At 69.0% G+C, this 20,292-nt stretch carries 22 protein-coding genes and 1 pseudogene; 14 read left to right on the top strand and 9 right to left on the bottom strand.

The genetic code is table 11. From position 1 onward, the window contains the following. Positions 1-195: 195 nt before the first annotated feature. Together dapA and EPN51_RS06980 are read left to right on the top strand one after the other, a co-directional pair. The gene (gene dapA / locus EPN51_RS06985; RefSeq protein WP_293039110.1) at positions 196-1,098 is read left to right on the top strand and encodes a 4-hydroxy-tetrahydrodipicolinate synthase; all 903 of its coding nucleotides are present in this window, start codon (positions 196-198) and stop codon (positions 1,096-1,098) included. Between the two features lie 19 nt (positions 1,099-1,117). Next, complete coding sequence (locus tag EPN51_RS06980) at positions 1,118-2,794, top strand: ribonuclease J (RefSeq protein ID WP_293039107.1); 1,677 nt, start codon at positions 1,118-1,120, stop codon at positions 2,792-2,794. 96 nt (positions 2,795-2,890) lie between these two features. Here EPN51_RS06980 and EPN51_RS06975 read toward each other — a convergent pair whose 3' ends face one another. The 3 genes from EPN51_RS06975 to EPN51_RS06965 are packed head-to-tail and all read right to left on the bottom strand — an operon-like array spanning position 2,891 to position 4,913. Then, positions 2,891-3,763 (bottom strand): SAM-dependent methyltransferase, encoded by an 873-nt coding sequence (locus EPN51_RS06975; protein WP_293039104.1) that lies wholly within the window; start codon positions 3,761-3,763, stop codon positions 2,891-2,893. 5 nt (positions 3,764-3,768) lie between these two features. Then, positions 3,769-4,599 carry a mycofactocin-coupled SDR family oxidoreductase gene (locus EPN51_RS06970; protein WP_293039101.1) on the bottom strand — a complete coding sequence of 277 codons (831 nt, stop codon included), beginning with the start codon at positions 4,597-4,599 and terminating at the stop codon, positions 3,769-3,771. After that, complete coding sequence (locus tag EPN51_RS06965) at positions 4,599-4,913, bottom strand: putative quinol monooxygenase (protein ID WP_293039098.1); 315 nt, start codon at positions 4,911-4,913, stop codon at positions 4,599-4,601. The genes EPN51_RS06970 and EPN51_RS06965 overlap by 1 nt, the downstream gene beginning before the upstream one ends. Before the next feature lie 166 nt (positions 4,914-5,079). Here EPN51_RS06965 and EPN51_RS06960 point away from each other — a divergent pair, with 166 nt between their 5' ends. Further along, complete coding sequence (locus EPN51_RS06960; protein ID WP_293039095.1) at positions 5,080-7,593, top strand: DNA translocase FtsK; 2,514 nt, start codon at positions 5,080-5,082, stop codon at positions 7,591-7,593. A 73-nt stretch (positions 7,594-7,666) separates the two neighbouring features. Here EPN51_RS06960 and EPN51_RS06955 read toward each other — a convergent pair whose 3' ends face one another. Further along, positions 7,667-8,182 carry an amino-acid N-acetyltransferase gene (locus EPN51_RS06955; protein WP_293039092.1) on the bottom strand — a complete coding sequence of 172 codons (516 nt, stop codon included), beginning with the start codon at positions 8,180-8,182 and terminating at the stop codon, positions 7,667-7,669. Between the two features lie 56 nt (positions 8,183-8,238). On the opposite strand from EPN51_RS06955, the gene pgsA reads away from it, so the two are divergent. From pgsA to EPN51_RS06935, 4 genes are all read left to right on the top strand, one after another. After that, the gene (gene pgsA, locus EPN51_RS06950) at positions 8,239-8,829 is read left to right on the top strand and encodes a CDP-diacylglycerol--glycerol-3-phosphate 3-phosphatidyltransferase (RefSeq protein WP_293039089.1); all 591 of its coding nucleotides are present in this window, start codon (positions 8,239-8,241) and stop codon (positions 8,827-8,829) included. A gap of 114 nt (positions 8,830-8,943) precedes the next feature. Further along, positions 8,944-9,282, top strand: a complete 339-nt coding sequence (gene clgR / locus EPN51_RS06945) for a transcriptional regulator ClgR (RefSeq protein WP_293039087.1) — start codon at positions 8,944-8,946, stop codon at positions 9,280-9,282. Between the two features lie 125 nt (positions 9,283-9,407). Beyond that, positions 9,408-10,235: a phage shock protein PspA gene (gene pspA, locus EPN51_RS06940; RefSeq protein ID WP_293039084.1), complete on the top strand. Its 828-nt coding sequence runs from the start codon at positions 9,408-9,410 to the stop codon at positions 10,233-10,235. A gap of 9 nt (positions 10,236-10,244) precedes the next feature. Then, positions 10,245-11,054 (top strand): hypothetical protein, encoded by an 810-nt coding sequence (locus tag EPN51_RS06935; RefSeq protein ID WP_293039080.1) that lies wholly within the window; start codon positions 10,245-10,247, stop codon positions 11,052-11,054. On the opposite strand, the gene EPN51_RS06930 is transcribed toward EPN51_RS06935, so the two are convergent. Both EPN51_RS06930 and EPN51_RS06925 read right to left on the bottom strand, forming a co-directional pair. Further along, complete coding sequence (locus EPN51_RS06930) at positions 11,051-11,449, bottom strand: DUF5313 domain-containing protein (RefSeq protein ID WP_293039122.1); 399 nt, start codon at positions 11,447-11,449, stop codon at positions 11,051-11,053. The two genes, EPN51_RS06935 and EPN51_RS06930, sit on opposite strands and share 4 nt — an antisense overlap. Before the next feature lie 14 nt (positions 11,450-11,463). Beyond that, complete coding sequence (locus EPN51_RS06925; RefSeq protein ID WP_293039077.1) at positions 11,464-11,895, bottom strand: limonene-1,2-epoxide hydrolase family protein; 432 nt, start codon at positions 11,893-11,895, stop codon at positions 11,464-11,466. Positions 11,896-11,947: 52 nt separating this feature from the next. Between EPN51_RS06925 and EPN51_RS06920 the strand changes: the two genes are divergently transcribed. Genes EPN51_RS06920 through EPN51_RS06910 form a run of 3 tightly spaced genes read left to right on the top strand, consistent with a single transcriptional unit; the run spans position 11,948 to position 13,687 of the window. Continuing rightward, on the top strand, positions 11,948-13,114 hold the full coding sequence (locus EPN51_RS06920; RefSeq protein WP_293039074.1) for a glycosyltransferase: 1,167 nt from the start codon (positions 11,948-11,950) through the stop codon (positions 13,112-13,114). A 49-nt stretch (positions 13,115-13,163) separates the two neighbouring features. Further along, on the top strand, positions 13,164-13,439 hold the full coding sequence (locus tag EPN51_RS06915) for a hypothetical protein (RefSeq protein ID WP_293039071.1): 276 nt from the start codon (positions 13,164-13,166) through the stop codon (positions 13,437-13,439). Positions 13,440-13,480: 41 nt separating this feature from the next. Then, complete coding sequence (locus EPN51_RS06910) at positions 13,481-13,687, top strand: DUF3046 domain-containing protein (RefSeq protein WP_293039068.1); 207 nt, start codon at positions 13,481-13,483, stop codon at positions 13,685-13,687. 10 nt (positions 13,688-13,697) lie between these two features. Here EPN51_RS06910 and EPN51_RS06905 read toward each other — a convergent pair. Together EPN51_RS06905 and EPN51_RS06900 are read right to left on the bottom strand one after the other, a co-directional pair. Further along, positions 13,698-14,079: pseudogene (locus EPN51_RS06905) on the bottom strand (NAD(P)H-dependent oxidoreductase); the annotation flags it as partial. Between the two features lie 5 nt (positions 14,080-14,084). Further along, positions 14,085-14,744, bottom strand: coding sequence for a (2Fe-2S)-binding protein (locus tag EPN51_RS06900; RefSeq protein WP_293039066.1), 660 nt, complete (start codon positions 14,742-14,744; stop codon positions 14,085-14,087). Between the two features lie 228 nt (positions 14,745-14,972). Here EPN51_RS06900 and recA point away from each other — a divergent pair, with 228 nt between their 5' ends. The 4 genes from recA to EPN51_RS06880 are packed head-to-tail and all read left to right on the top strand — an operon-like array spanning position 14,973 to position 18,748. After that, positions 14,973-16,025, top strand: a complete 1,053-nt coding sequence (gene recA / locus EPN51_RS06895; RefSeq protein ID WP_293039064.1) for a recombinase RecA — start codon at positions 14,973-14,975, stop codon at positions 16,023-16,025. Beyond that, the gene (gene recX / locus EPN51_RS06890) at positions 15,991-16,512 is read left to right on the top strand and encodes a recombination regulator RecX (protein WP_293039062.1); all 522 of its coding nucleotides are present in this window, start codon (positions 15,991-15,993) and stop codon (positions 16,510-16,512) included. The genes recA and recX overlap by 35 nt, the downstream gene beginning before the upstream one ends. Before the next feature lie 53 nt (positions 16,513-16,565). Further along, positions 16,566-18,119: a tRNA (N6-isopentenyl adenosine(37)-C2)-methylthiotransferase MiaB gene (gene miaB / locus EPN51_RS06885; RefSeq protein ID WP_293039119.1), complete on the top strand. Its 1,554-nt coding sequence runs from the start codon at positions 16,566-16,568 to the stop codon at positions 18,117-18,119. After that, the gene (locus EPN51_RS06880) at positions 18,107-18,748 is read left to right on the top strand and encodes a hypothetical protein (RefSeq protein ID WP_293039060.1); all 642 of its coding nucleotides are present in this window, start codon (positions 18,107-18,109) and stop codon (positions 18,746-18,748) included. Before miaB ends, EPN51_RS06880 begins: the two co-directional genes overlap by 13 nt. Here the strand turns inward: EPN51_RS06880 and EPN51_RS06875 are convergent. Next, positions 18,745-20,082 carry a DUF349 domain-containing protein gene (locus EPN51_RS06875; RefSeq protein WP_293039057.1) on the bottom strand — a complete coding sequence of 446 codons (1,338 nt, stop codon included), beginning with the start codon at positions 20,080-20,082 and terminating at the stop codon, positions 18,745-18,747. The two genes, EPN51_RS06880 and EPN51_RS06875, sit on opposite strands and share 4 nt — an antisense overlap. Positions 20,083-20,292: the final 210 nt, after the last annotated feature.

Raw genomic sequence — 20,292 nt, 5'->3', positions numbered from 1 at the left:
CTGAGCCGGCGTCGGCCGGCGAGGGCTGCAGGTGGCAATCCCGCGTAGCCCACCGAAGCCTGAGCCGGCGTCGGCCGGCGAGGGCTGCAGGTGGCAATCCCGCGTAGCCCACCGAAGCCTAAACAGGCGGTCGTCAGGCAACGCGCGTCCACGCGGGTGCGAAATAGCTTGCCGGTGCCAGGTAACCTGAACACCGTGACCACGGTCGGATTCGACGCCCCAGCGCGGTTGGGAACCGTGCTGACCGCGATGGTGACACCGTTTCGCCCCGACGGCTCCCTCGACACCGCCACCGCCGCGCAATTGGCCCACCACCTGATCGACGCGGGCTGTGACGGGCTGGTGGTCTCCGGCACCACCGGCGAGTCGCCGACCACCACGGACGACGAGAAACGAGAGTTGCTCCGCGTCGTGCTGGAGGCGGTGGGCGACCGGGCCCGCGTCATCGCCGGTGCGGGCACCTACGACACCGCGCACAGCGTCCGGCTGGCCAAGGCCTGCGCGGCCGAAGGCGCCCATGGATTGCTGGTGGTCACGCCGTACTACTCGAAGCCACCCCAGAGCGGGCTGGTCGCACATTTCACCACCGTCGCCGACGCGACCGAATTGCCGGTGCTGCTCTACGACATCCCGCCACGTTCGGTGGTACCGATCCAGCCCGAAACCATCCGTGCCTTGGCCGCCCACCCGAACATCGTCGGGATCAAGGACGCCAAGGGCGACCTGCACGGCGGTGGCCAGATCATCGCCGAGACCGGCCTGGCCTACTACTCCGGCGACGACGCGCTGAACCTGCCGTGGCTGGCCATGGGGGCCACCGGCTTCGTCAGCGTGATTGCTCACGTGGCTTCCAATCAACTCCGGGAAATGTTGTCCGCCTTCAATTCCGGGGATATCGCCACCGCCCGCAAGATCAACGCCACCGTCGCCCCGCTGTGCGAGGCGATGGCCCGCCTGGGCGGGGTGACGATGTCCAAGGCGGGTTTGCGCCTGCAGGGCATCGACGCCGGCGATCCCCGCCTGCCGCAAATGCCCGCTACGGTAGAGCAAATCGACGCGCTGGCCGCCGATATGCGTGCGGCGTCGGTGCTCAGGTGACCCAAGGAGCGTCCGAGAAGTGGATGTAGACCTCGCCCCGCCAGGCCCGTTGGCCAATGGGGGGTTGCGGGTCACGGCCCTCGGCGGCATCAGCGAAATCGGCCGCAATATGACGGTTTTCGAGCACTTGGGCCGGCTGTTGATCGTCGACTGCGGGGTGATGTTCCCGACCCACGACGAGCCCGGGGTCGATCTCATCCTGCCGGATCTGCGCCATATCGAGGACCGGCTCGACGACATCGAGGCGCTGGTGCTCACCCACGCGCACGAGGACCACATCGGCGGAATTCCGTTCCTGCTCAAGCTGCGCCTCGACATTCCGGTCGTCGGTTCGAGATTCACGCTGGCGCTGGTCGCCGCGAAGTGTCGCGAGCACCGGCTCAAGCCGGTGTTCGTCGAGGTGGCCGAGGGCCAGAAGAGCCGCCACGGCGTGTTCGAATGCGAATACTTCGCCGTCAACCACTCCATCCCCGACGCCCTGGCGATCGCCGTGCACACCGGTGCGGGAACGGTTTTGCACACCGGCGACATCAAGCTCGACCAGCTTCCCCTGGACGGCCGGCCGACCGACCTGCCCGGCATGTCCCGGCTCGGTGACGCGGGAGTGGACCTGTTCCTGTGTGATTCGACCAACTCCGAGCTGCCCGGTGTGGGGCCGTCGGAAAGCGAAGTGGGTCCGACGCTGCACCGCCTGATCCGCGGCGCCGACGGCCGCGTCATCGTGGCGTGCTTCGCCTCCAACGTGGACCGGGTTCAGCAAATCAGCGATGCCGCAGTGGCATTGGGGCGGAGGGTGTCGTTCGTCGGGCGCTCCATGGTGCGCAACATGGGGATCGCCCGAGAGCTCGGCTTCCTGCGGGTGGCGGATTCCGACGTGATCGACATCGGCGCCGCCGAGATGATGCCGCCCGAGAAGGTGGTGCTGATCACCACCGGAACCCAGGGCGAGCCGATGTCGGCGTTGTCGCGGATGTCGCGCGGCGAGCATCGCAGCATCACGCTCACCGCGGGTGACCTCGTGGTGCTGGCGTCGTCGCTGATCCCGGGCAACGAGGAGGCGGTCTACGGCGTCATCGACGAGCTTGCCAAGATCGGGGCCCGTGTTGTCACCAATGCCCAAGCGCGCGTTCATGTTTCGGGCCACGCCTATGCCGGTGAGCTGTTGTTCCTGTACAACGGGATTCGACCTCGCCACGTCATGCCCGTGCACGGCACGTGGCGGATGCTGCGCGCCAACTCCAAGCTGGCGGCCCGCACCGGAGTGCCGGAGGAGTCAATCCTGCTGGCCGAGAACGGGGTCAGTGTCGACCTGGTCGCGGGCAAAGCCTCGATAGCCGGGGCGGTGCCGGTCGGCAAGATGTTCGTCGACGGCCTGATCGACGGCGACGTCGGCGACATCACCCTGGGCGAACGGCTCATCCTGTCATCGGGTTTCGTCGCGGTGACCGTGGTGGTTCAGCGCGGCAGCGGACGTCCGGTGGTCCCACCGCACCTGCATTCGCGCGGATTCTCCGAAGATCCCAAGGCGCTCGAGCCCGCCGTGCGCAGGGTCGAGGCGGAGCTGGAAGCGCTGATGGCCGAGAACATCACCGATCCGAGCCGCATCGCCCAGGCAGTGCGGCGCACCATCGGCAAGTGGGTGGGCGAAACCTACCGCAGGCAGCCGATGATCGTACCGACCGTCATCGAGGTCTAGTGGCGATCGCAAGCGCGGCGCAGCCGGGCGCAGCGGGTCGTCACCATCGGTTGCAGCCGGGCGCAGCGGGTCGCCACCATCAGGTCTGAGACCCGGCTAGATCTTCTCCGCGAAGGCCGACCACTCCAGTTGCGACGCCTTGAGTTTGCGACCGGTGGGCTCGACGTAGCGCTGGGCGAGTTCATCGGGCCCGGCCTGCTCAACCAGCCGCCAGCCGTACTCGTCGAGAAATGCGGCAACTTCGTCGGGCTGCAAGCCGAAGTGCCACAGTTGCCGCCGCTGGCGGACGTTGCGGTACAGCGTGCGGGTGCCGTACCGATTCGTGCCGTCGATGAAATCGCTGCGGACGTAGGTGAACACCAAGCGGCTGCCGGGCGCCGCCGCGCGCAGCCCCTCCAGCGTCCGGCGCACGGTGGCCTCGGTCAGGTATTGGGTGACGCCCTCGCAGATGAAGAAGACCCGGTAATCGGTGCGATACCCGTGCTCGGCGAGCGCGGTGAGCAGGTCGTCCCGCTCGAGGTTCAACGCCACCAACCGAACCGACAGCGGCGGTTCGCCCAGCACCCGGCGGACCGCCTTGAACTTGCGGGCGATGTTCACCGGCAGGTCGACCTCGAACACGGGGATGCGGACCCGCCGCGTCAGCAGATAGGCGCGGGTGTCCAGCCCCGCCCCGAGGATGACGACGGCGTCGATGTCGTCGAGCGACTCCGTGAGCTTGTCGGCGATAAATCGCTTGCGGCAGGCCAGATTCGCCCACAGCCCGGGCCCGGTGAACTCCGAGGCTCGGATCATCAGATGACGAAACGGGGCGAAGCGCGTCGCGCCGACCAGCCACCGCAATGGGGCGGGTAAAAACAGCTCGGCGAAATCGTCGTCCACCAGGCGGCGCCCGGGCGGCTCGTTCTGCTCGACCGCGGCCAACACCATCGGGCCGAACGCCGTCTGAGCCACCGGATTTCGCGCCATGACCGCTACTTGTTCAAAAAGCCCGCGTCGACGGGCAGGGTGACGCCGGTGATGTAGCGGGCCTGATCGGACACCAGCCACGCCACCGCGTTGGCGATGTCTTCGGCGTCCAGCACCTCCACCGGCATGGCGTTGCCCATCGCCCCCGGCGTGTCGGTCGCGGCGGCCATCTTGGCCAGCCACTCGCGGGTGAACTCGTTGTTGATCATCGGCGTCTCGACGCCGGACGGATGAATGGAGTTGACCCGGATCATCTGCCCGGCAAGCAGATTCGCGTAGACCCGCATCAACCCGACCACCCCGTGCTTGGCGGCGGCGTAACCCACCGAACCGGCGTCCGGGCTGCCCACGCCGGCCAGCCCGGCGCTGGAGCTGATCAGCACGATCGACCCGCCCGTGCCCTGCTTGACCATCGTGGGTATCGCGGCCTTGATGGTGTGGTAGACGCCGGTGAGGTTGACGTCGATGACGTCGCGCCAGCCGTCGTCACCGGATTGCATGGGAGCGATCCCGGCGTTGGCCACCACGATGTCGAGACGGCCGAACTCGTCGAGACCCGCTTGCAGTGCCGCGGACAGCGATTCGCGGTCGCGGACGTCGCCACGAGCGGCGACGATGCGCGCGCCGGTGTCCTCGACGAGCTTCACGGTGGCCGCCAGGTCCTCCGGTGTGGCCAGCGAATAGGGGACGCTGGCGATCTGGTCGCACAGGTCGACGGCGATGATGTCGGCGCCGTCGGCGGCCAGCCGCACCGCGTGCGCGCGTCCCTGGCCGCGCGCGGCGCCGGTGATGAAGGCGACCTTCCCTTTCAGTGGGCCGTCCGGCGTGGGGGCCATCAGGGACGCAACTGCCCTTTGGCCGGATCGCCCGCCGAGATCGTCTGCAACGTCTTGATGTCGGGGGCACCGTCGAGGTGTTCGCCGGCCGCGCTGAACATCTTGCCGATCGCCGGCGAGGTGCTGTGCGCCTTGAGCGCCTCCTCATCGGCCCATTGCTCGATGAAGACGAAGGTCTCGCCCGATTGGTGCAGCGAGTACAGCTGACAGCCGGGCTCGTCGTGCACTTCTTCGACCGCGCGGCTGAGGATGTCGCGAACGGTGTCGACCGATTCCGGTTTGACGGTCATGGTGGCGACGACGACGACGGGCATTGATGGCCTCCTGGGCACTTCGGGATGGTGACGAGCACTACTTCACTCACCGGATGTCACCCTACTCACGCGGCCTGGCGGCCGATCCGTCACAGGCGTGAGAAGCCGGACCGTTACCAGTGTGGCGGGTGGTGTAGATGATGCCGTTGCGACTACTCTTGCCGTCATGCCCAGTAAGACCGCCGCCCGCTCCGGAAGTCGAACGAGCAGGTCAAAGGCCCCTTCGCGGGCCAGCCGGCCCCGAGGTGCGCGACCAGCGGCGCCTCGCCGGAAGGTCAGCAAGCCCACCCGGCGGCGCCACCACTCGCCACTGGTCGGAATCGGGCTGACCTGCGGCCGCGCCATGCGCGCCACCTGGCTGATGGCCGCCCGGGGGACCGGCGGCGCGGCCCGGTCGATCGGGCGGGCCCGCGACATCGACCCCGGACACCGCCGCGACGGAATCGCGCTGCTTTTGCTGGGCTTTTCCGTGGTGGTCGCGGCCAGCTCGTGGTTCCACGCCGCTGGGCCGGTCGGCGCGTGGGTCGACACCCTGTTGCGGACCTTCATCGGCGCCGGCGTGCTGGCGCTGCCGGTCGTCACCGCCGCGGTGGGGGTGGCCCTGATGCGGACCGAGCCCAACCCCGACGTGCGCCCCAGGCTGATCCTGGGTGCCAGCCTGATCACCCTGTCGGTGCTCGGCCTGCGCCATCTGTGGTCCGGTTCGCCGGGAGACCCGGAAGCACGCCGTCGTGCGGCGGGATTCGTCGGCTTCGCCATCGGCGGGCCGCTCTCGGACGGGCTGACGCCCTGGATCGCCGCGCCGCTGCTGTTCATCGGCTTCATGTTCGGCCTGTTGCTGTTGACGGGCACCACCATCCGGGAGGTGCCCGTGGTGATGCGCAACCTGTTCCACACCCGGTTCGTCGACGAGGACTACGACGACGAGCCCTACGACTATGCCGACGAGTTCGACGACGCCGCCGAGGCGGAGCCCGACAACCACTACGACGACACGTCCTCCGTCCAGGACGAGGCGCCGCCGGCGTGGTCGCCGGACGACGATGCCCAGGCCGCGCTGCAGGACGACATTCCCACCATGCCCGAACCCGCCTTGGAACCCGGCGCGCCGCGCGGCCGCAAGCGCGGACGGTCGGCGGACAAGCAGGCCACCATCGAGCTGGACCGGGTCGTCGAGGGGCCGTACACGCTGCCGTCGCTGAGCCTGCTGGTGGCGGGGGACCCGCCCAAGAAGCGCAGCGCCGCCAACAACGTCATGGCCGACGCCATCACCGAGGTGCTGACCCAGTTCAAGGTGGACGCGGCCGTCACCGGCTGCACCCGCGGACCCACCGTCACCCGCTACGAGGTCGAGCTCGGACCGGGTGTGAAGGTCGAGAAGATCACCGCGCTGCAGAAGAACATCGCCTACGCGGTGGCCACCGAAAGCGTGCGCATGCTGGCGCCCATCCCCGGCAAGTCGGCCGTGGGCATCGAGGTGCCCAACACCGACCGCGAAATGGTGCGGCTGGCCGACGTGCTCACCGCGCCGTCGACCCGACGCGACCACCACCCGTTGATCATCGGGCTCGGCAAGGACATCGAGGGCGACTTCATCTCAGCCAACCTGGCCAAGATGCCGCACCTGCTGGTCGCGGGCTCCACCGGATCCGGTAAGTCCAGCTTCGTCAACTCGATGCTGGTATCGCTGCTGGCCCGGGCCACCCCGGAAGAGGTCAGGATGATCCTGATCGACCCGAAGATGGTGGAACTCACGCCGTACGAAGGCATTCCGCACCTGATCACCCCGATCATCACGCAGCCCAAGAAGGCGGCGGCCGCGCTGGCCTGGCTGGTCGAGGAGATGGAGCAGCGCTACCAGGACATGCAGGCGTCGCGGGTCCGGCACATCGACGACTTCAACGACAAGGTGCGCTCCGGGGCCATCACCGCGCCGCTGGGCAGCCAGCGCGAGTACCGGCCCTACCCGTACGTGGTGGCGATCGTCGACGAGCTGGCCGACCTGATGATGACCGCGCCGCGCGACGTCGAGGACGCGATCGTGCGGATCACCCAAAAGGCGCGCGCCGCAGGCATCCACCTGGTGCTGGCCACCCAGCGCCCGTCGGTGGACGTGGTCACCGGACTCATCAAGACCAACGTGCCGTCCCGGCTGGCGTTCGCGACGTCGTCGCTCACCGACAGCCGGGTGATCCTGGATCAGGCCGGCGCGGAGAAGCTGATCGGCATGGGCGACGGCCTGTTCCTGCCGATGGGCGCGGGAAAGCCAGTCCGCTTGCAGGGCGCGTTCATCACCGACGAGGAGATCCAGGCCGTCGTCACCGCCTGTAAGGACCAGGCCGAACCCGAGTACACCGACGGCGTCACCACCGCCAAGCCCGCCGGCGAACGCACCGACGCCGACCCGGACATCGGCGACGACATGGACGTGTTCCTGCAGGCCGTCGAGCTGGTGGTGTCCAGCCAGTTCGGCTCGACCTCGATGCTGCAGCGCAAGCTGCGCGTCGGCTTCGCCAAGGCCGGCCGGCTGATGGACCTGATGGAGACCCGCGGCATCGTCGGGCCGTCCGAGGGGTCCAAGGCGCGTGAGGTGCTGGTCAAGCCCGACGAACTGGCGGGAACGCTGGCGTTGATCCGGGGTGGCAGCGACGCCGACGGCGGGGATCCCGGCTCCGAATAGCGCGGGACGTGCGCTCACTGCGAAAACCCGGGCCAACTTTCGCGGCCGGTACACGTTCGGCGGCTCGATCGGCTTAGAGCACCAGCAGCATCCGCGAGTTGCCGAGAATGTTCGGCTTGACGTAGCTGAGGTCCAGAAACTCGGCCACGCCGATGTCGTAGGAGCGGCACATCTCCTCGAACACCTCGGCGGTGACCGGGGTGCCCTCGATCTCGGTGAACCCGTGCCGGGCGAAGAACTCCGTCTCGAAGGTCAGCACGAACAGCCGCTTGAGCGCCAACTCGCGGGCGACCTCCAGCAGCCGGTCGACGATCGCGTGGCCGATGCCGTGGCCGGTCATCGCCGGGTTGACCGCGACCGTACGCACCTCGCCGAGGTCGGCCCACAGCACGTGCAGCGCCCCGCAACCGACCACCCGGCCCTCGTGCTCGGCCACCCAGAACTCCTGAACGGCCTCGTAGAGCGTCACGAGATTCTTTTCGAGCAGGATCTTTCCCGCGTACGTGTCGACCAGTTGCTTGATGGCGGGAACATCGGACGTTCGCGCTCGCCGAACCAGCGGCCGGTAGCCCTGCGGACTTCTGCTCACGGCTAACAGTATCGGCATCGGGGACGGCTGCGCTGGTCAACCGTTATTCTGTTGCCGTGTCGGGGCAGCCGCAGACGGGTCCGGTGATAGGGCGCGCGAATATCGCCAACCTCGCCAATACGCTGACGCTGTTGCGGCTGGTGCTGGTGCCGGTCTTTCTGCTCGCCCTGTTCGCCGGCGACGGCCGGCAAGCCGGTTTCCGGGTGGTGGCTTTCCTCATCTTCGCGGTGGCCTGCATCACCGATCGGCTGGACGGCCTCCTGGCCCGTAACTACGGCATGGCAACGGAATTCGGCGCGTTCGTCGACCCGATCGCGGACAAGACGCTGGTGGGATCGGCGCTGATCGGGTTGTCGATGCTCGGTGAGCTGCCGTGGTGGGTAACCGTGGTGATCCTGGTCCGCGAATTCGGAATCACCGTGCTGCGGTTGGCCGTGATCCGCCGCGGAGTCATCCCGGCCAGTTGGGGCGGCAAGCTCAAGACCGTGGTGCAGGTGTTGGCCATCGGATTGTTCGTCCTGCCGCTGGCGGGGCCGTTCCGGGTGGCCGCGGCCGTGGTGATGGGCGCGGCGATCGTGCTGACGGTGATCACCGGGATCGACTACGTGGTGTCGACCGTTCGGGAGGTGCGCCGGACGACCGGCTGATTTCGGTCCCCGAACGGGAACCAGACCACCGCGGGCGGCGTTCACCTAATGAGCACCTGCCGGAGGCAAGCTGGGGACGTGCCGCGCAGGGCGGATTGGACGAAGGAGGGCGGGATGCCGTCATTGGTGCGCGAGGTCATCGGCGACGTGCTGCGCGAGGCCCGCACGACACAGGGCCGGACGCTGCGTGAGGTGTCCGATTCGGCGCGAGTGAGCCTCGGTTATCTGTCCGAGGTCGAGCGCGGCCGCAAGGAGCCGTCCAGCGAACTGCTCAATGCGATCTGTGACGCGTTGGACGTCCCGTTGTCGTCGGTTCTCACCCATGCCGGCGAGCGGATGGCCGGCCAGGAGCGGGCGGCCATCGGCGCGCCCAGGGAAGCCCCGGCCGGCACCAGCATCGACGTCAGCACCAAGGTCGTCATTCCGCCGGTGGCGTCGCTGGCGCTGGCCTGAGCGCCGGCGAGGCGGATCCCGCGCAAGGGGTGGGGCGATCGGCGCCAACCCACTAAATTGAGCGACAGGCGCAGGGCCCGTCCGGGCTCATCCGGCCCCTCAAGAAGCGAAGGTGGAGCTAACTCATGGCCAATCCGTTCGTCAAGGCGTGGAAGTACCTCACGGCGCTGTTCAACGCGAAAATCGACGAGCATGCCGACCCCAAGGTGCAGATCCAGCAGGCCATCGAGGAGGCGCAACGCACGCACCAGGCGCTGACCCAGCAGGCGGCGCAGGTGATCGGCAACCAGCGGCAACTGGAGATGCGGCTCAACCGGCAACTCGCCGATATCGAAAAGCTGCAGGTCAACGTGCGTCAGGCCCTGACGCTGGCCGACCAGGCCACCGCAGGCGGCGACGCCGCCAAGGCCACCGAGTACAACAACGCCGCCGAGGCGTTCGCGGCCCAGCTGGTGACCGCCGAGCAGAGCGTCGAGGACCTCAAGACGCTGCACGATCAGGCGCTGAACGCGGCCGCCCAGGCCAAGAAGGCGGTTGAGCAGAACGCGATGGTGCTGCAGCAGAAGATCGCCGAGCGCACCAAGCTGCTCAGCCAGCTCGAGCAGGCGAAGATGCAGGAACAGGTGAGCGCCTCGCTGCGATCGATGAGCGAGATCGCCGCGCCCGGCAACGTGCCCAGCCTCGACGAGGTGCGCGACAAGATCGAACGCCGGTACGCCAACGCGATCGGTTCGGCCGAACTCGCGCAGGGTTCGGTGCAGGGCCGCATGCTCGAGGTCGAGCAGGCCGGGGTGCAGATGGCCGGTCACTCCCGGTTGGAGCAGATCCGGGCGTCGATGCGGGGCGAAGCGTTGCCGACCGGGGGGACGCCCGCGGCGGAGTCCACTCCCGCCACCCCGGCGCCCGCGGAGAGCGCCGGTGGCGCGGTCAGCGAGAAGCCACTTGGTCAGTAGCCCGGTGTCATGGCGGTGAACGCGGCGCGGTCCGGTCCGTGGCGCGCGTTGCTGCACCGCGGATTGGCCACCGCCGCCGACCTTTCCGACCTGCTGGCCCGCAAGATCAGCGCGGCCGCGGATCCGCGGGCACGGCAGCTGCGCCGTCGTCGCCGCGCGCTGCGGTGGGGGCTGATATTCACCGCCGGGTGTGTGTTCTGGACGGTGGCGACGATGTTGCTCGCGGCCTGGGGGTGGTTCGCATTGCTGCTGGAAATCACCGGCGCCGTCGCCGTGGCCATGGCCATCCCGGCCACGTTGCTGCTGCTGCGCTACCGCTGGCTGCGGTCCGAGCCGCTGCCGGTGCCGCGGACCACGGACGCGCGCCGGCTGCCGCCGCCGGGTTCGGCGGCGCGCCCCGCCATGTACGCGCTGGGCGCCTCCGAGCGCGGATTTTTCTCGCTGGTGGCCGTGTTGGAGCGGGGCGCGATGTTGCCGACGGCCGAGATTCGCGACCTGACCGCGGCCGCCACCAAAACCTCCGCGGCGATGGCGTCCACCGCGGCGCAGGTCGTGTCGATGGAGCGGGCGGCGCAGGCGAGCGAGGAGTCGCGGTCGTATCTGGTGCCCACCATCAACGCGTTCACCGCCCAACTGAGCGCCGGTGTTCGCCAATACAACGAAATGGTCACCGCCGCAGCGCAATTGGTGTCCTCGGCGAACGGTGACGGGCTAACCGGGTCGCAGCGCTACCGCGACGAGCTGGCCGGGGCCACGGACCGCCTGGTCGGTTGGGCGCAGGCGTTCGACGAACTCGGCGGACTGCGCGGCGCCGGCTAGTCCTCCGGACGTGGACCGTAGCGCTCGATGTACGACCGATGGATGTGGGCGTCGCGCTTGCGGGCCAGCTCGTCGACCAGCTCGGGGTCCAGATTGTGCACGGCCAGCATGTGGCGGCGCCACACCTTGTTCAGCGCGTGCGAGAAGTACACGAACGGAATGAGAATCGGCAGCGTCATGCCCAGGTGGACCTCGAGCGTCGTCGGGATCAACCAGAACGGGGCCAGCACCGCCACCGCCGGGACCGCCACGCGGCGCATCATCCGGGCGCTCGCACCCTTGCCGGCCAGATCGTTGCGCACCCAGTCGCGCATCGAGTCCGGCAGCCGACCACCGCAGCAGTAGCGGACGAACTGAAAGAACTTCGGCCGCGTGCGGCCGGCGTCGTGCCTCATGGTCATTTCGCCGCTCAGAACGTTGCTTTCAGCGACGGCATCACCAGCGCCGCCAGACCGCGCGCGGTGGACTTGAGCATGTCGAAGAAGTCGAAGTAGTCCCGCCACAACGTGATTCGCCCGTCCTGGACCTCGAACACGCCGCACACCCAGAACTGCAGCCGCAGGGGGCCGAAGATCAGCGCATCGGAGCGCTCGGTGAGCACCGCGCTGCCATCGGCCGCGATGCGGTGGATCTTCACCTCGAAGGCGGCGCGGCCTTCCATCTGGCGAAACAGCTTCATGGCCCTGGCGCGGCCATGAATGGTGGGCAGGCCGACGTTCTCGTAGACGAGGTTGTCGGCCAGCGCGGCGTCGGCGGCGTCGTAATCCGCGTCCTGCAGTGCGTTCAGGAATCCTTCGACCGTGCGGGTGTTCGCCACGGTTGTCCCAGTCAGCTCGGTCATATTGCCAGCGTAGGCGAGCGTCGCCGCCGGGCGCTGTGGCAGGGTAAGCGCGATGCGCGTCGCCGTGGTTGCCGGGCCGGATCCCGGGCATTCGTTCCCGGCGATCGCGCTGTGCCGGCTCTTTGCCGAGGCGGGCGACGAGCCCACGCTGTTCACCGGCGCCGAATGGATCGACACCGCCCGCGGCGCCGGCATCGACGCCGTCGCGCTGGACGGGCTGGTGGCCACCGACGACGACGTCGACGCCGGGGCCAGGATCCACCGGCGCGCCGCGCGGATGGCCGTGCTCAACGTGCCCGCGCTACGCGAACTGGCACCTGACCTGGTGGTGTCCGACGTCATCACCGCGGGCGGCGGCATGGCCGCCGAGCTGTTGGGGATCCCGTGGATCGAACTCAACCCGCATCCGCTGTACCTGCCGTCGAAAGGCCTGCCGCCGATCGGCAGTGGGCTGGCGCCGGGCACCGGTATCCGGGGCCGGCTGCGGGACACCGCGATGCGCGCGCTCACCGCGCGTTCCTGGCGGGCCGGCCTCCGGCAGCGCGCGGCGGTGCGGGCCGAGATCGGATTGCCGGCCGACGACCCCGGGCCGCTGCAACGCCTGATCGCCACGCTGCCCGCGTGCGAGGTGCCCCGGCCCGACTGGCCGCCGGAGGCGGTGGTGGTGGGCCCGCTGCACTTCGAGCCGACCGATCGGGTGCTGGAAATCCCCGCGGGGTCCGGGCCGGTGGTGGTGGTCGCGCCGTCGACCGCGTTGACCGGCACCGAAGGGCTGGCCGAGGTCGCGCTGGCCTGCCTGACGCCGGGGGACACGCTGCCGGCGGGGGCGCGGGTGGTGGTCTCGCGGCTCGGCGGAGCGGATCTGACGGTGCCGCCGTGGGCGGTGGTCGGGCTGGGCAGCCAGGCCGAATTGCTGAAGCACGCCGACCTGGTGATCTGCGGCGGCGGGCACGGAATGGTGGCCAAGACGCTGCTGGCGGGGGTGCCGCTGGTGGCCGTGCCCGGCGGCGGCGACCAGTGGGAGATCGCCAACCGGATCGTCCGCCAGGGCAGCGCGCGGCTGATTCGGCCGCTGACCGCCGACGCGTTGGTGGCCGCGGTCAACGACGTGCTGGTATCGCCCGGTTACCGGGCGGCAGCGCAACGGGCCGCCGCCGGCATCGCCGACGTCGCCGATCCGGTCCGGGTGTGCCACGAGGCGCTGGCGGTGGCCGAATGATCCGCCGCGCACCGTGCGGGCCGTCTTATGCTTCGGCGGGAGGCACGCAATGAGGATCATCACGACGTTGGCCGCGGGCGCCTTGCTGCTGGCAGGTTCGGTGGTCGGGACGGGTGTCGCGGGCGCCGACAGCCCCGAGCAGCAGCAGGTATGCCAGCTGATGGACGATCCGGCCGCCGCTGAACAGGGACTCGCTCCGGTCGAGTACACCTTCATGCAGTTGCGCGCCACGATGTCGGCGCAACGCGCCCGCGACATCATGTCCATCGCGGTCCAGGAGGACTGCCCCAACCACATCATCGATCTACCGGCCAGCTGGCGGTGACCGGCGTTCGCGCCGGAGTGTCCGATCCATGGCCGCTGGGTATGTTCACTGGCGTGCGGCTAACGGAGTTTCACGAGCGGGTAGTGCTGCGTTTTGGTACCACCTACGGCTCGTCGGTGTTGGTGGATCACGTGCTGACCGGCTTGGGCGGACGGACGGCCGCCCAAGCCATCGAGGAGGGGATCGAGCCCCGCGACATCTGGCGGGCGCTGTGCGCCGACTTCGACGTGCCCCAAGAGCAGTGGTGATCCGCGCGCGTTATTCGTATGCCGGATAAGGGTTTTTGCCGCAGCGCGGTGGCCAGGTGCACGGCGTTGCGGGCCGCATTGCGGGTGGCGGACGCCACGGCTTCCGGGACGTCGTCGAGGTCGGTGTAGTCGGTGCCCTGCATGACCTCGCCGTTCCAGTAGGTGCAGCCCTGCGCTGCGATCGAGAAACCGATGCCATTGAGCGCCTGAAACAGGTCCGCAACGATTTTGTGCGCGCCGTCCTCGTTGCCCACGACCGCCGCCAGGGCCACCTTGCCCACCATCCGCGGCCTGCCCGCGTCGTCCGTGTCGGACAGCTCGGCATCGAGGCGCTCCAAAACGCGCTGGGCGACGCTGGACATGTGACCGACCCAGGTGGGCGTCGACACGACCGGTCCTATCGACGCGTGGGGTGCAGGACGCAGTCGCCGCACAGGGAACCTGTGGGCAGCCGGTAGAAAAGGCAGCAGCTGTGACGCCGCAAGCCCAGCTGCGGGCCGGTGATGACACCGGATCCGGCCAGCACCCCGGTGGCCAACAGGGACTGGGTCGTCTCGACGATCGCGCAGCGCAGGTCGGGCCGCGCCGACAGCAGCGCCCGCGCGGCCCCCACCAGCGCGGAGGCGATGTTGCCCGCGAGCAGCGCGGGCGCCAGCTTGACCCGCAGGCCGGCGGCGAGCGGCCGCAGGTGCTCGCCCACCACGACGCGATACAGCGCGTCCGGTGCATCGGCGGGTTTCCCGAGCGGCCTGGGCAGGCGTAGCTGTGCGCCGTCGTCGGCGCGTTGCAGGTCGTCGAGGTCGGGGAGGACGCCGTGGCCGAGCGCGCACGCGAGCACCGGTGACCACAGCCGGGAGGCGTGGGCCAGGTGAACCAGTGAGGCGCCGATCCGCCGGTCGGTCGCGCGGTAGCGCCGGACGGTGGCGTCGATCAGGTCGGCGCAGCCGTCGTCGTAGGACTGCCTGACCGGATGCCATCCCGCCGCGTCACCCCCCACGGTCAGCGCGAAAAAACCTCCGTAGGAAGCAGTTTCGGCCAGCTCGGTGGAGATGTCCATTGGTTCGCGACCACCTCCCGGGGAAATCCGCCCGGAAGCCCGTCGACGCCTTTCGGTGCCCGATGTTGCCACACGCGGTGACGGTGATCGGCGTGTCGGACTTGAATCGAACACCTGTTCGGCTAGTGTGATGAGCGTTCGGCCAGTCAACTTGTCGGTGGCCTTCTCTAGTGTCACCGACAACCGACCGATACCGGTCAGACGAACACCGACTATAGGAGAGGCACCATGGCGCAAGCCCCCGATCGCGAAAAGGCTCTCGAACTGGCGATGGCCCAGATCGAAAAGAGCTACGGCAAAGGCTCGGTGATGCGTCTCGGCGACGAGACGCGTCAGCCGATCTCGATCATCCCGACCGGATCCATCGCACTGGACGTGGCCTTGGGCATCGGCGGGCTGCCCCGCGGCCGGGTCGTGGAGATCTACGGCCCGGAATCCTCGGGTAAGACCACCGTCGCGCTGCACGCGGTGGCCAACGCCCAGGCCGCCGGCGGCGTCGCGGCCTTCATCGACGCCGAGCACGCGCTGGACCCGGAGTACGCCAAAAAACTCGGCGTGGACACCGACTCCCTGTTGGTCAGCCAGCCGGACACGGGGGAGCAGGCCCTTGAGATCGCCGACATGCTGATCCGCTCCGGCACCCTGGACATCCTGGTCATCGACTCGGTGGCCGCACTGGTGCCGCGCGCGGAGCTCGAAGGCGAGATGGGGGACAGCCATGTCGGTCTACAGGCCCGGCTGATGAGCCAGGCACTGCGGAAAATGACTGGCGCGCTGAGTAATTCGGGAACAACCGCGATCTTCATCAACCAGCTGCGCGAGAAGATCGGGGTGATGTTCGGCAGCCCTGAAACCACCACGGGTGGAAAGGCGTTGAAGTTCTACGCCTCGGTGCGCATGGACGTACGCCGGATCGAGACGCTCAAGGACGGCACCAACGCGGTCGGCAACCGCACCCGGGTCAAGATCGTCAAGAACAAGGTGGCACCGCCGTTCAAGCAGGCCGAGTTCGACATCCTCTACGGCCGGGGGATCAGCCGGGAAGGCTCGCTGATCGATATGGGTGTGGATCAGGGCTTCATCCGCAAGTCCGGTTCCTGGTTCACCTATGAGGGCGAGCAGCTCGGCCAGGGCAAGGAGAACGCCCGCACCTTCCTGGTAGAAAACGGCGAAGTGGCCAACGAGATCGAGAAGAAGATCAAGGAAAAGCTTGGCATTGGCGCGGTTGTGACCGATGACTTGTCCGATGACGGCGTCCTGCCCGCCCCCGTCGATTTCTGAGCCCTCCCGCGAAGAGCAGGCGCGGGCGCTGTGCCTGCGCCTGCTCACCGCGAGAGCGCGCACGCGGGCCGAGCTGCGCGGCCGGCTGGCCAAGCGTGGCTATCCCGACGAGGTCAGCGAGCGGGTGCTCGACCGCTTGGCCTCCGTAGGCCTGATCGATGACACCGACTTCGCCCACCAGTGGGTGCGGTCCCGCCGGGCGCACGCCGGGAAAAGCAAGCGTGCCTTGGCCGCCGAGTTGCACATCAAGGGCGTCGACAACGACGTGATCACCACCGTGCTGGCCGGCATCGATGCCGGCGCCGAGCGGGATCGGGCGGAGCAATTGATCCGGGCCAAGCTGCGTCGCGAGACGCTGAGCGACGACGATACGCGGGTGACTCGCCGGCTGGTGGGGATGCTGGCGCGCCGCGGCTACAGCCAGAACCTGGCGTGTGAGGTCGTCCTGGCGGAACTGGCCGCTGAACGGGAGCGCCGCCGAGTCTAGCTGCGGGTTGATCCCGTGGGCACCACTCGCCGTACCATGGCCCCGTGACTTCGATGGTGCGAGAGGCCGTGGCGGCGGACGCCGCGGCGGCGCGCACCTACCAGGTCCGCACCTACGGCTGCCAGATGAACGTCCACGACTCCGAACGGCTGGCGGGCCTGCTCGAGGCGGCGGGCTACGAGCGCGCGGCCGACGGCGCCGACGCCGATGTGGTGGTCTTCAACACCTGCGCGGTTCGCGAGAACGCCGACAACAAGCTGTACGGCAACCTCAGCCACCTGGCCCCGCGCAAGCGCGAAAATCCCGAGATGCAGATCGCCGTCGGTGGCTGCCTGGCCCAAAAGGACCGGGACGGGTTGCTGCGCAAGGCGCCGTGGGTCGACGTCATCTTCGGCACGCACAACATCGGGTCGCTGCCCACGCTGCTCGAGCGGGCCCGGCACAACAAAGTCGCCCAGGTGGAAATCGCCGAGGCGCTGCAGGAGTTTCCGTCGTCGCTGCCCAGCGCCCGCGAATCCGCCTATGCCGCGTGGGTTTCCATCTCGGTTGGATGCAACAACAGCTGCACGTTCTGCATCGTGCCGTCGCTGCGGGGCAAACAGGTTGACCGCAGCCCCGACGACATCCTCGCCGAGGTCGCCTCGCTGGTAGACGACGGCGTGCTCGAGGTCACGCTGCTGGGCCAGAACGTCAACGCCTACGGGGTGTCCTTCGCAGACTCGGCGTTGCCCCGCGATCGCGGCGCCTTCGCGCGGTTGCTACGGGCTTGCGGCGATATCGACCGGCTGGAACGGGTGCGGTTCACCTCGCCGCATCCGGCGGAATTCACCGACGATGTCATCGAGGCCATGGCGCAGACACCGAATGTGTGTCCCGCCCTGCATATGCCGCTGCAATCCGGTTCCGACCGGGTGCTGCGCGCGATGCGGCGTTCGTATCGCGCGCAGCGCTACCTCGGCATCATCGACCGCGTCCGGGCCGCCATGCCGCACGCCGCCATCACCACCGATCTGATCGTCGGATTTCCCGGTGAGACCGAGGAGGACTTCGCGGCCACGCTGGACGTCGTGCGCCAGGCCCGGTTCTCGGCCGCGTTCACATTCCAGTACTCCAAGCGACCCGGCACCCCCGCCGCCGAACTCGACGGGCAGGTACCGAAAGCCGTTGTGCAGGAACGCTATGAGCGGCTGGTCGAACTGCAGGAGGAGATCTCGTTGCGGGGCAACCAGGCCCTGATCGGGCAGCCCGTCGAACTGCTCGTCGCCACGGGTGAAGGACGCAAGGACACGGCCACCGCGCGGATGAGCGGGCGGGCCCGCGACGGCCGGCTGGTGCACTTTGCTGTCGGAGAAGCTGTCGGAGAAGCTGTCCGGGAACCCGCCAACGACCCCGCCGACACCCGGCCTCGCCCGGGCGACATCATCACCACGGTGGTCACCGGGGCCGCGCCCCACCACCTCATCGCCGACGCGGGCATCCTGACCCATCGCCGCACCCGGGCGGGTGACGCGCACGCCGCGGGGCGGCGCCCGCGCGGCATCGGACTTGGTATGCCCGCCGTCGGCCCGCCCATCGGGCCGCCCGAACCCCTGGGATGTGCACGATGAAAAAGGAAGACATACAGCTCGGCGCCCTGCGGATCGAGATCGAGGCCGCCGAACGCCGGGTGGCCCGCGGAATCGATCCGGGCCCAAGGGCTTTCTTCGTGTCGATCCTGGTGTTCGTGCTGCTGGGATCGTTCATCCTGCCGCACACCGGCGACGTGCGCGGATGGGACGTGTTGTTCGAAAGCCACGGTGCCGGCGCGGCCGCGGTCGCGCTGCCGTCGCGGGTGTTCGCCTGGCTGGCGCTGGTGTTCGGTGTGGGCTTTTCGATGCTGGCGCTGGTGACCCGGCGCTGGGCGCTGGCGTGGGTTGCGCTGGTGGGCTCGGCGATCGCGGGCGCCGCCGGAATGTTGGCGATCTGGTCGCGTCAGACGGTCGCCACGGGGCACCCGGGTCCGGGGTGGGGCCTGATCCTCACCTGGATCACCGTCCTCCTGCTCACCTACCACTGGGCGCGTGTGGTGTGGTCGCGGACCATCGTGCAACTCGCCGCCGAGGAGGAGCGCCGGCGCGTCGCCGCGCAGCGGCAGTCGATCACGCTGCTGGATGGTCTGGGCAACCCGGCCTCGCCCGCCGCCGCAGCGGCACCCGACGGCCCCGAAAGCCGTACCGGATCTGACGACGGCCGTTAGGACTTGCGGGACAGGGCGTCGACGGCCGCCTGTGCCCACTGCCGCCACTGTTCGGCGTTGGCTTTGGCCTCTTCGGCTTCCTTGGCCCGGCCCGCCGCGGCGGCCTTCTGAGCCTGCTGTTCGTATTGCTCGGCGCGGGCCTGGAATTGCTCGGCCCGAGCCTGCGCCTGGGGATCCGACCAACCCGCCTCGCCGGCGTCGCGCACCTTCTTCTCGACCGCGCGCAGTCGCCGCTCCAGCTCGGCGGACCGCTCCCGCGGGACTTTGCCGATCGCATCCCATTTCTCGGTGATCGAGCGCAGCGTCGCCCGGGCCGTGTCGTGGTTGCTGGTGTCCAGCTTTTCCGCCTCGGCCAGCAGCGCCTCTTTGGCGGTCGCATTGGCGCGGAACTCCGCGTCCTTTTCCGCCGTCACCGCGTTGCGGGCGGTGAAGAACACGTCTTGGGCCGCCTTGAAGCGCCGCCACAGGGCGTCGTCGACCTCGCGGGTCGCTCGCCCGGCCGCTTTCCACTCGGTGAGTAGGTTGCGGAACTCCGCGCTGGTGGCCGTCCAGTCGGTCGAATCGGACAGCTTTTCGGCCCGCTCGCAGAGCCGCTCCTTGGCCTCGCGGATGCCCGAGCGCTCCCGGTCCAGCTCGGCGAAATGCGCACCCCGCCGTCGGTTGAAGGTCTCCCGGGCCGCGGAATAGCGCTTCCACAACGCGTCGTCCACTTTGCGGTCCAGACCGCTGATGGTCTTCCACTCGTCGAGCATCACGCGCAGCCGGTCGCCCGCGGCCTTCCACTGCGTCGAGTTGGCGCCCAACTCCTCGGCCTCGGCGGCCAGCGCCTCCTTGCGGGCGGTCTGGGTGGCGCGGTGCTCCTCGCGCCGCGAGCGGTCCGCGGCGACGGTCGCCTCGGCGTGTTCGGCGATGCCGGTCAACCGGGTTGCGAGCGCATCGATATCGCCCAGCACGGCGGCCGTCGGCAGCGTCGCGGCCAGCTCGGCCGCGTGAGCCTTGATCTTGCGCGCGTCACCGGTCCCCGAGGCCAGCCGCTCCTCCATCAGCGTGACCTCGGTGGCCAGGTCATCGAACCGCCGGCCGAAGTGGGCGAACGCGGCTTCGCGGTCACCGGCCTGCCAGGAGCCGATGACGCGCTCGCCGGCGGCGCTGATCAGCCAGACCGTGCCGTCGTCATCCACCCGCCCGAATTGGTACGGATTGCTCGGCGGGGGCGGCACCACCACCGGGTGTGCGGCGGGCCGCGACCCCGGGCTCGCGGGCCGGGGACCGGGACGCGGTCCCGGACGCGGCACGGGCCGAGCTGAATCGTCGCGAGGCTCGTCAGCCGTCATGCGCTCGTCACTACCCTTTCGCAACCTTCCGCGCGGTTCATGTCCCGCGCGCCTGCCGCGCGTAGCGGCACCGTCTCCTGCATCTGCGGATGACCCATCCAGGTTTCCCCAGCAGGTGCCTAACAGTATTCAAGCAGCTTGGCCCGCCATGCGCCGCCACCTTGGTATTCCCGTCCGGACGTCGACGGCGGGCCCGCGCGGTGCTGATTC

This window comes from Mycobacterium sp. (genome assembly GCF_004298145.1).
Lineage (GTDB): Bacteria > Actinomycetota > Actinomycetes > Mycobacteriales > Mycobacteriaceae > Mycobacterium.
This window is presented reverse-complemented; position numbering and strand designations above follow the sequence as displayed.

Coding starts and splice junctions, on each gene's coding strand:
- EPN51_RS06970 (WP_293039101.1), bottom strand. CDS start 4,599: ATGGCCCCCACGCCGGACGGCCCACTGAAAGGGAAGGTCGCCTTCATC.
- pspA (WP_293039084.1), top strand. CDS start 9,408: ATGGCCAATCCGTTCGTCAAGGCGTGGAAGTACCTCACGGCGCTGTTC.
- EPN51_RS06960 (WP_293039095.1), top strand. CDS start 5,080: ATGCCCAGTAAGACCGCCGCCCGCTCCGGAAGTCGAACGAGCAGGTCA.
- miaB (WP_293039119.1), top strand. CDS start 16,566: ATGGTGCGAGAGGCCGTGGCGGCGGACGCCGCGGCGGCGCGCACCTAC.
- EPN51_RS06880 (WP_293039060.1), top strand. CDS start 18,107: ATGTGCACGATGAAAAAGGAAGACATACAGCTCGGCGCCCTGCGGATC.
- EPN51_RS06900 (WP_293039066.1), bottom strand. CDS start 14,744: ATGGACATCTCCACCGAGCTGGCCGAAACTGCTTCCTACGGAGGTTTT.
- EPN51_RS06975 (WP_293039104.1), bottom strand. CDS start 3,763: ATGGCGCGAAATCCGGTGGCTCAGACGGCGTTCGGCCCGATGGTGTTG.
- EPN51_RS06935 (WP_293039080.1), top strand. CDS start 10,245: ATGGCGGTGAACGCGGCGCGGTCCGGTCCGTGGCGCGCGTTGCTGCAC.
- EPN51_RS06930 (WP_293039122.1), bottom strand. CDS start 11,449: ATGAGGCACGACGCCGGCCGCACGCGGCCGAAGTTCTTTCAGTTCGTC.
- EPN51_RS06925 (WP_293039077.1), bottom strand. CDS start 11,895: ATGACCGAGCTGACTGGGACAACCGTGGCGAACACCCGCACGGTCGAA.
- EPN51_RS06920 (WP_293039074.1), top strand. CDS start 11,948: ATGCGCGTCGCCGTGGTTGCCGGGCCGGATCCCGGGCATTCGTTCCCG.
- EPN51_RS06875 (WP_293039057.1), bottom strand. CDS start 20,082: ATGACGGCTGACGAGCCTCGCGACGATTCAGCTCGGCCCGTGCCGCGT.
- EPN51_RS06910 (WP_293039068.1), top strand. CDS start 13,481: ATGTTCACTGGCGTGCGGCTAACGGAGTTTCACGAGCGGGTAGTGCTG.
- recA (WP_293039064.1), top strand. CDS start 14,973: ATGGCGCAAGCCCCCGATCGCGAAAAGGCTCTCGAACTGGCGATGGCC.
- recX (WP_293039062.1), top strand. CDS start 15,991: ATGACGGCGTCCTGCCCGCCCCCGTCGATTTCTGAGCCCTCCCGCGAA.
- clgR (WP_293039087.1), top strand. CDS start 8,944: ATGCCGTCATTGGTGCGCGAGGTCATCGGCGACGTGCTGCGCGAGGCC.
- EPN51_RS06965 (WP_293039098.1), bottom strand. CDS start 4,913: ATGCCCGTCGTCGTCGTCGCCACCATGACCGTCAAACCGGAATCGGTC.
- EPN51_RS06915 (WP_293039071.1), top strand. CDS start 13,164: ATGAGGATCATCACGACGTTGGCCGCGGGCGCCTTGCTGCTGGCAGGT.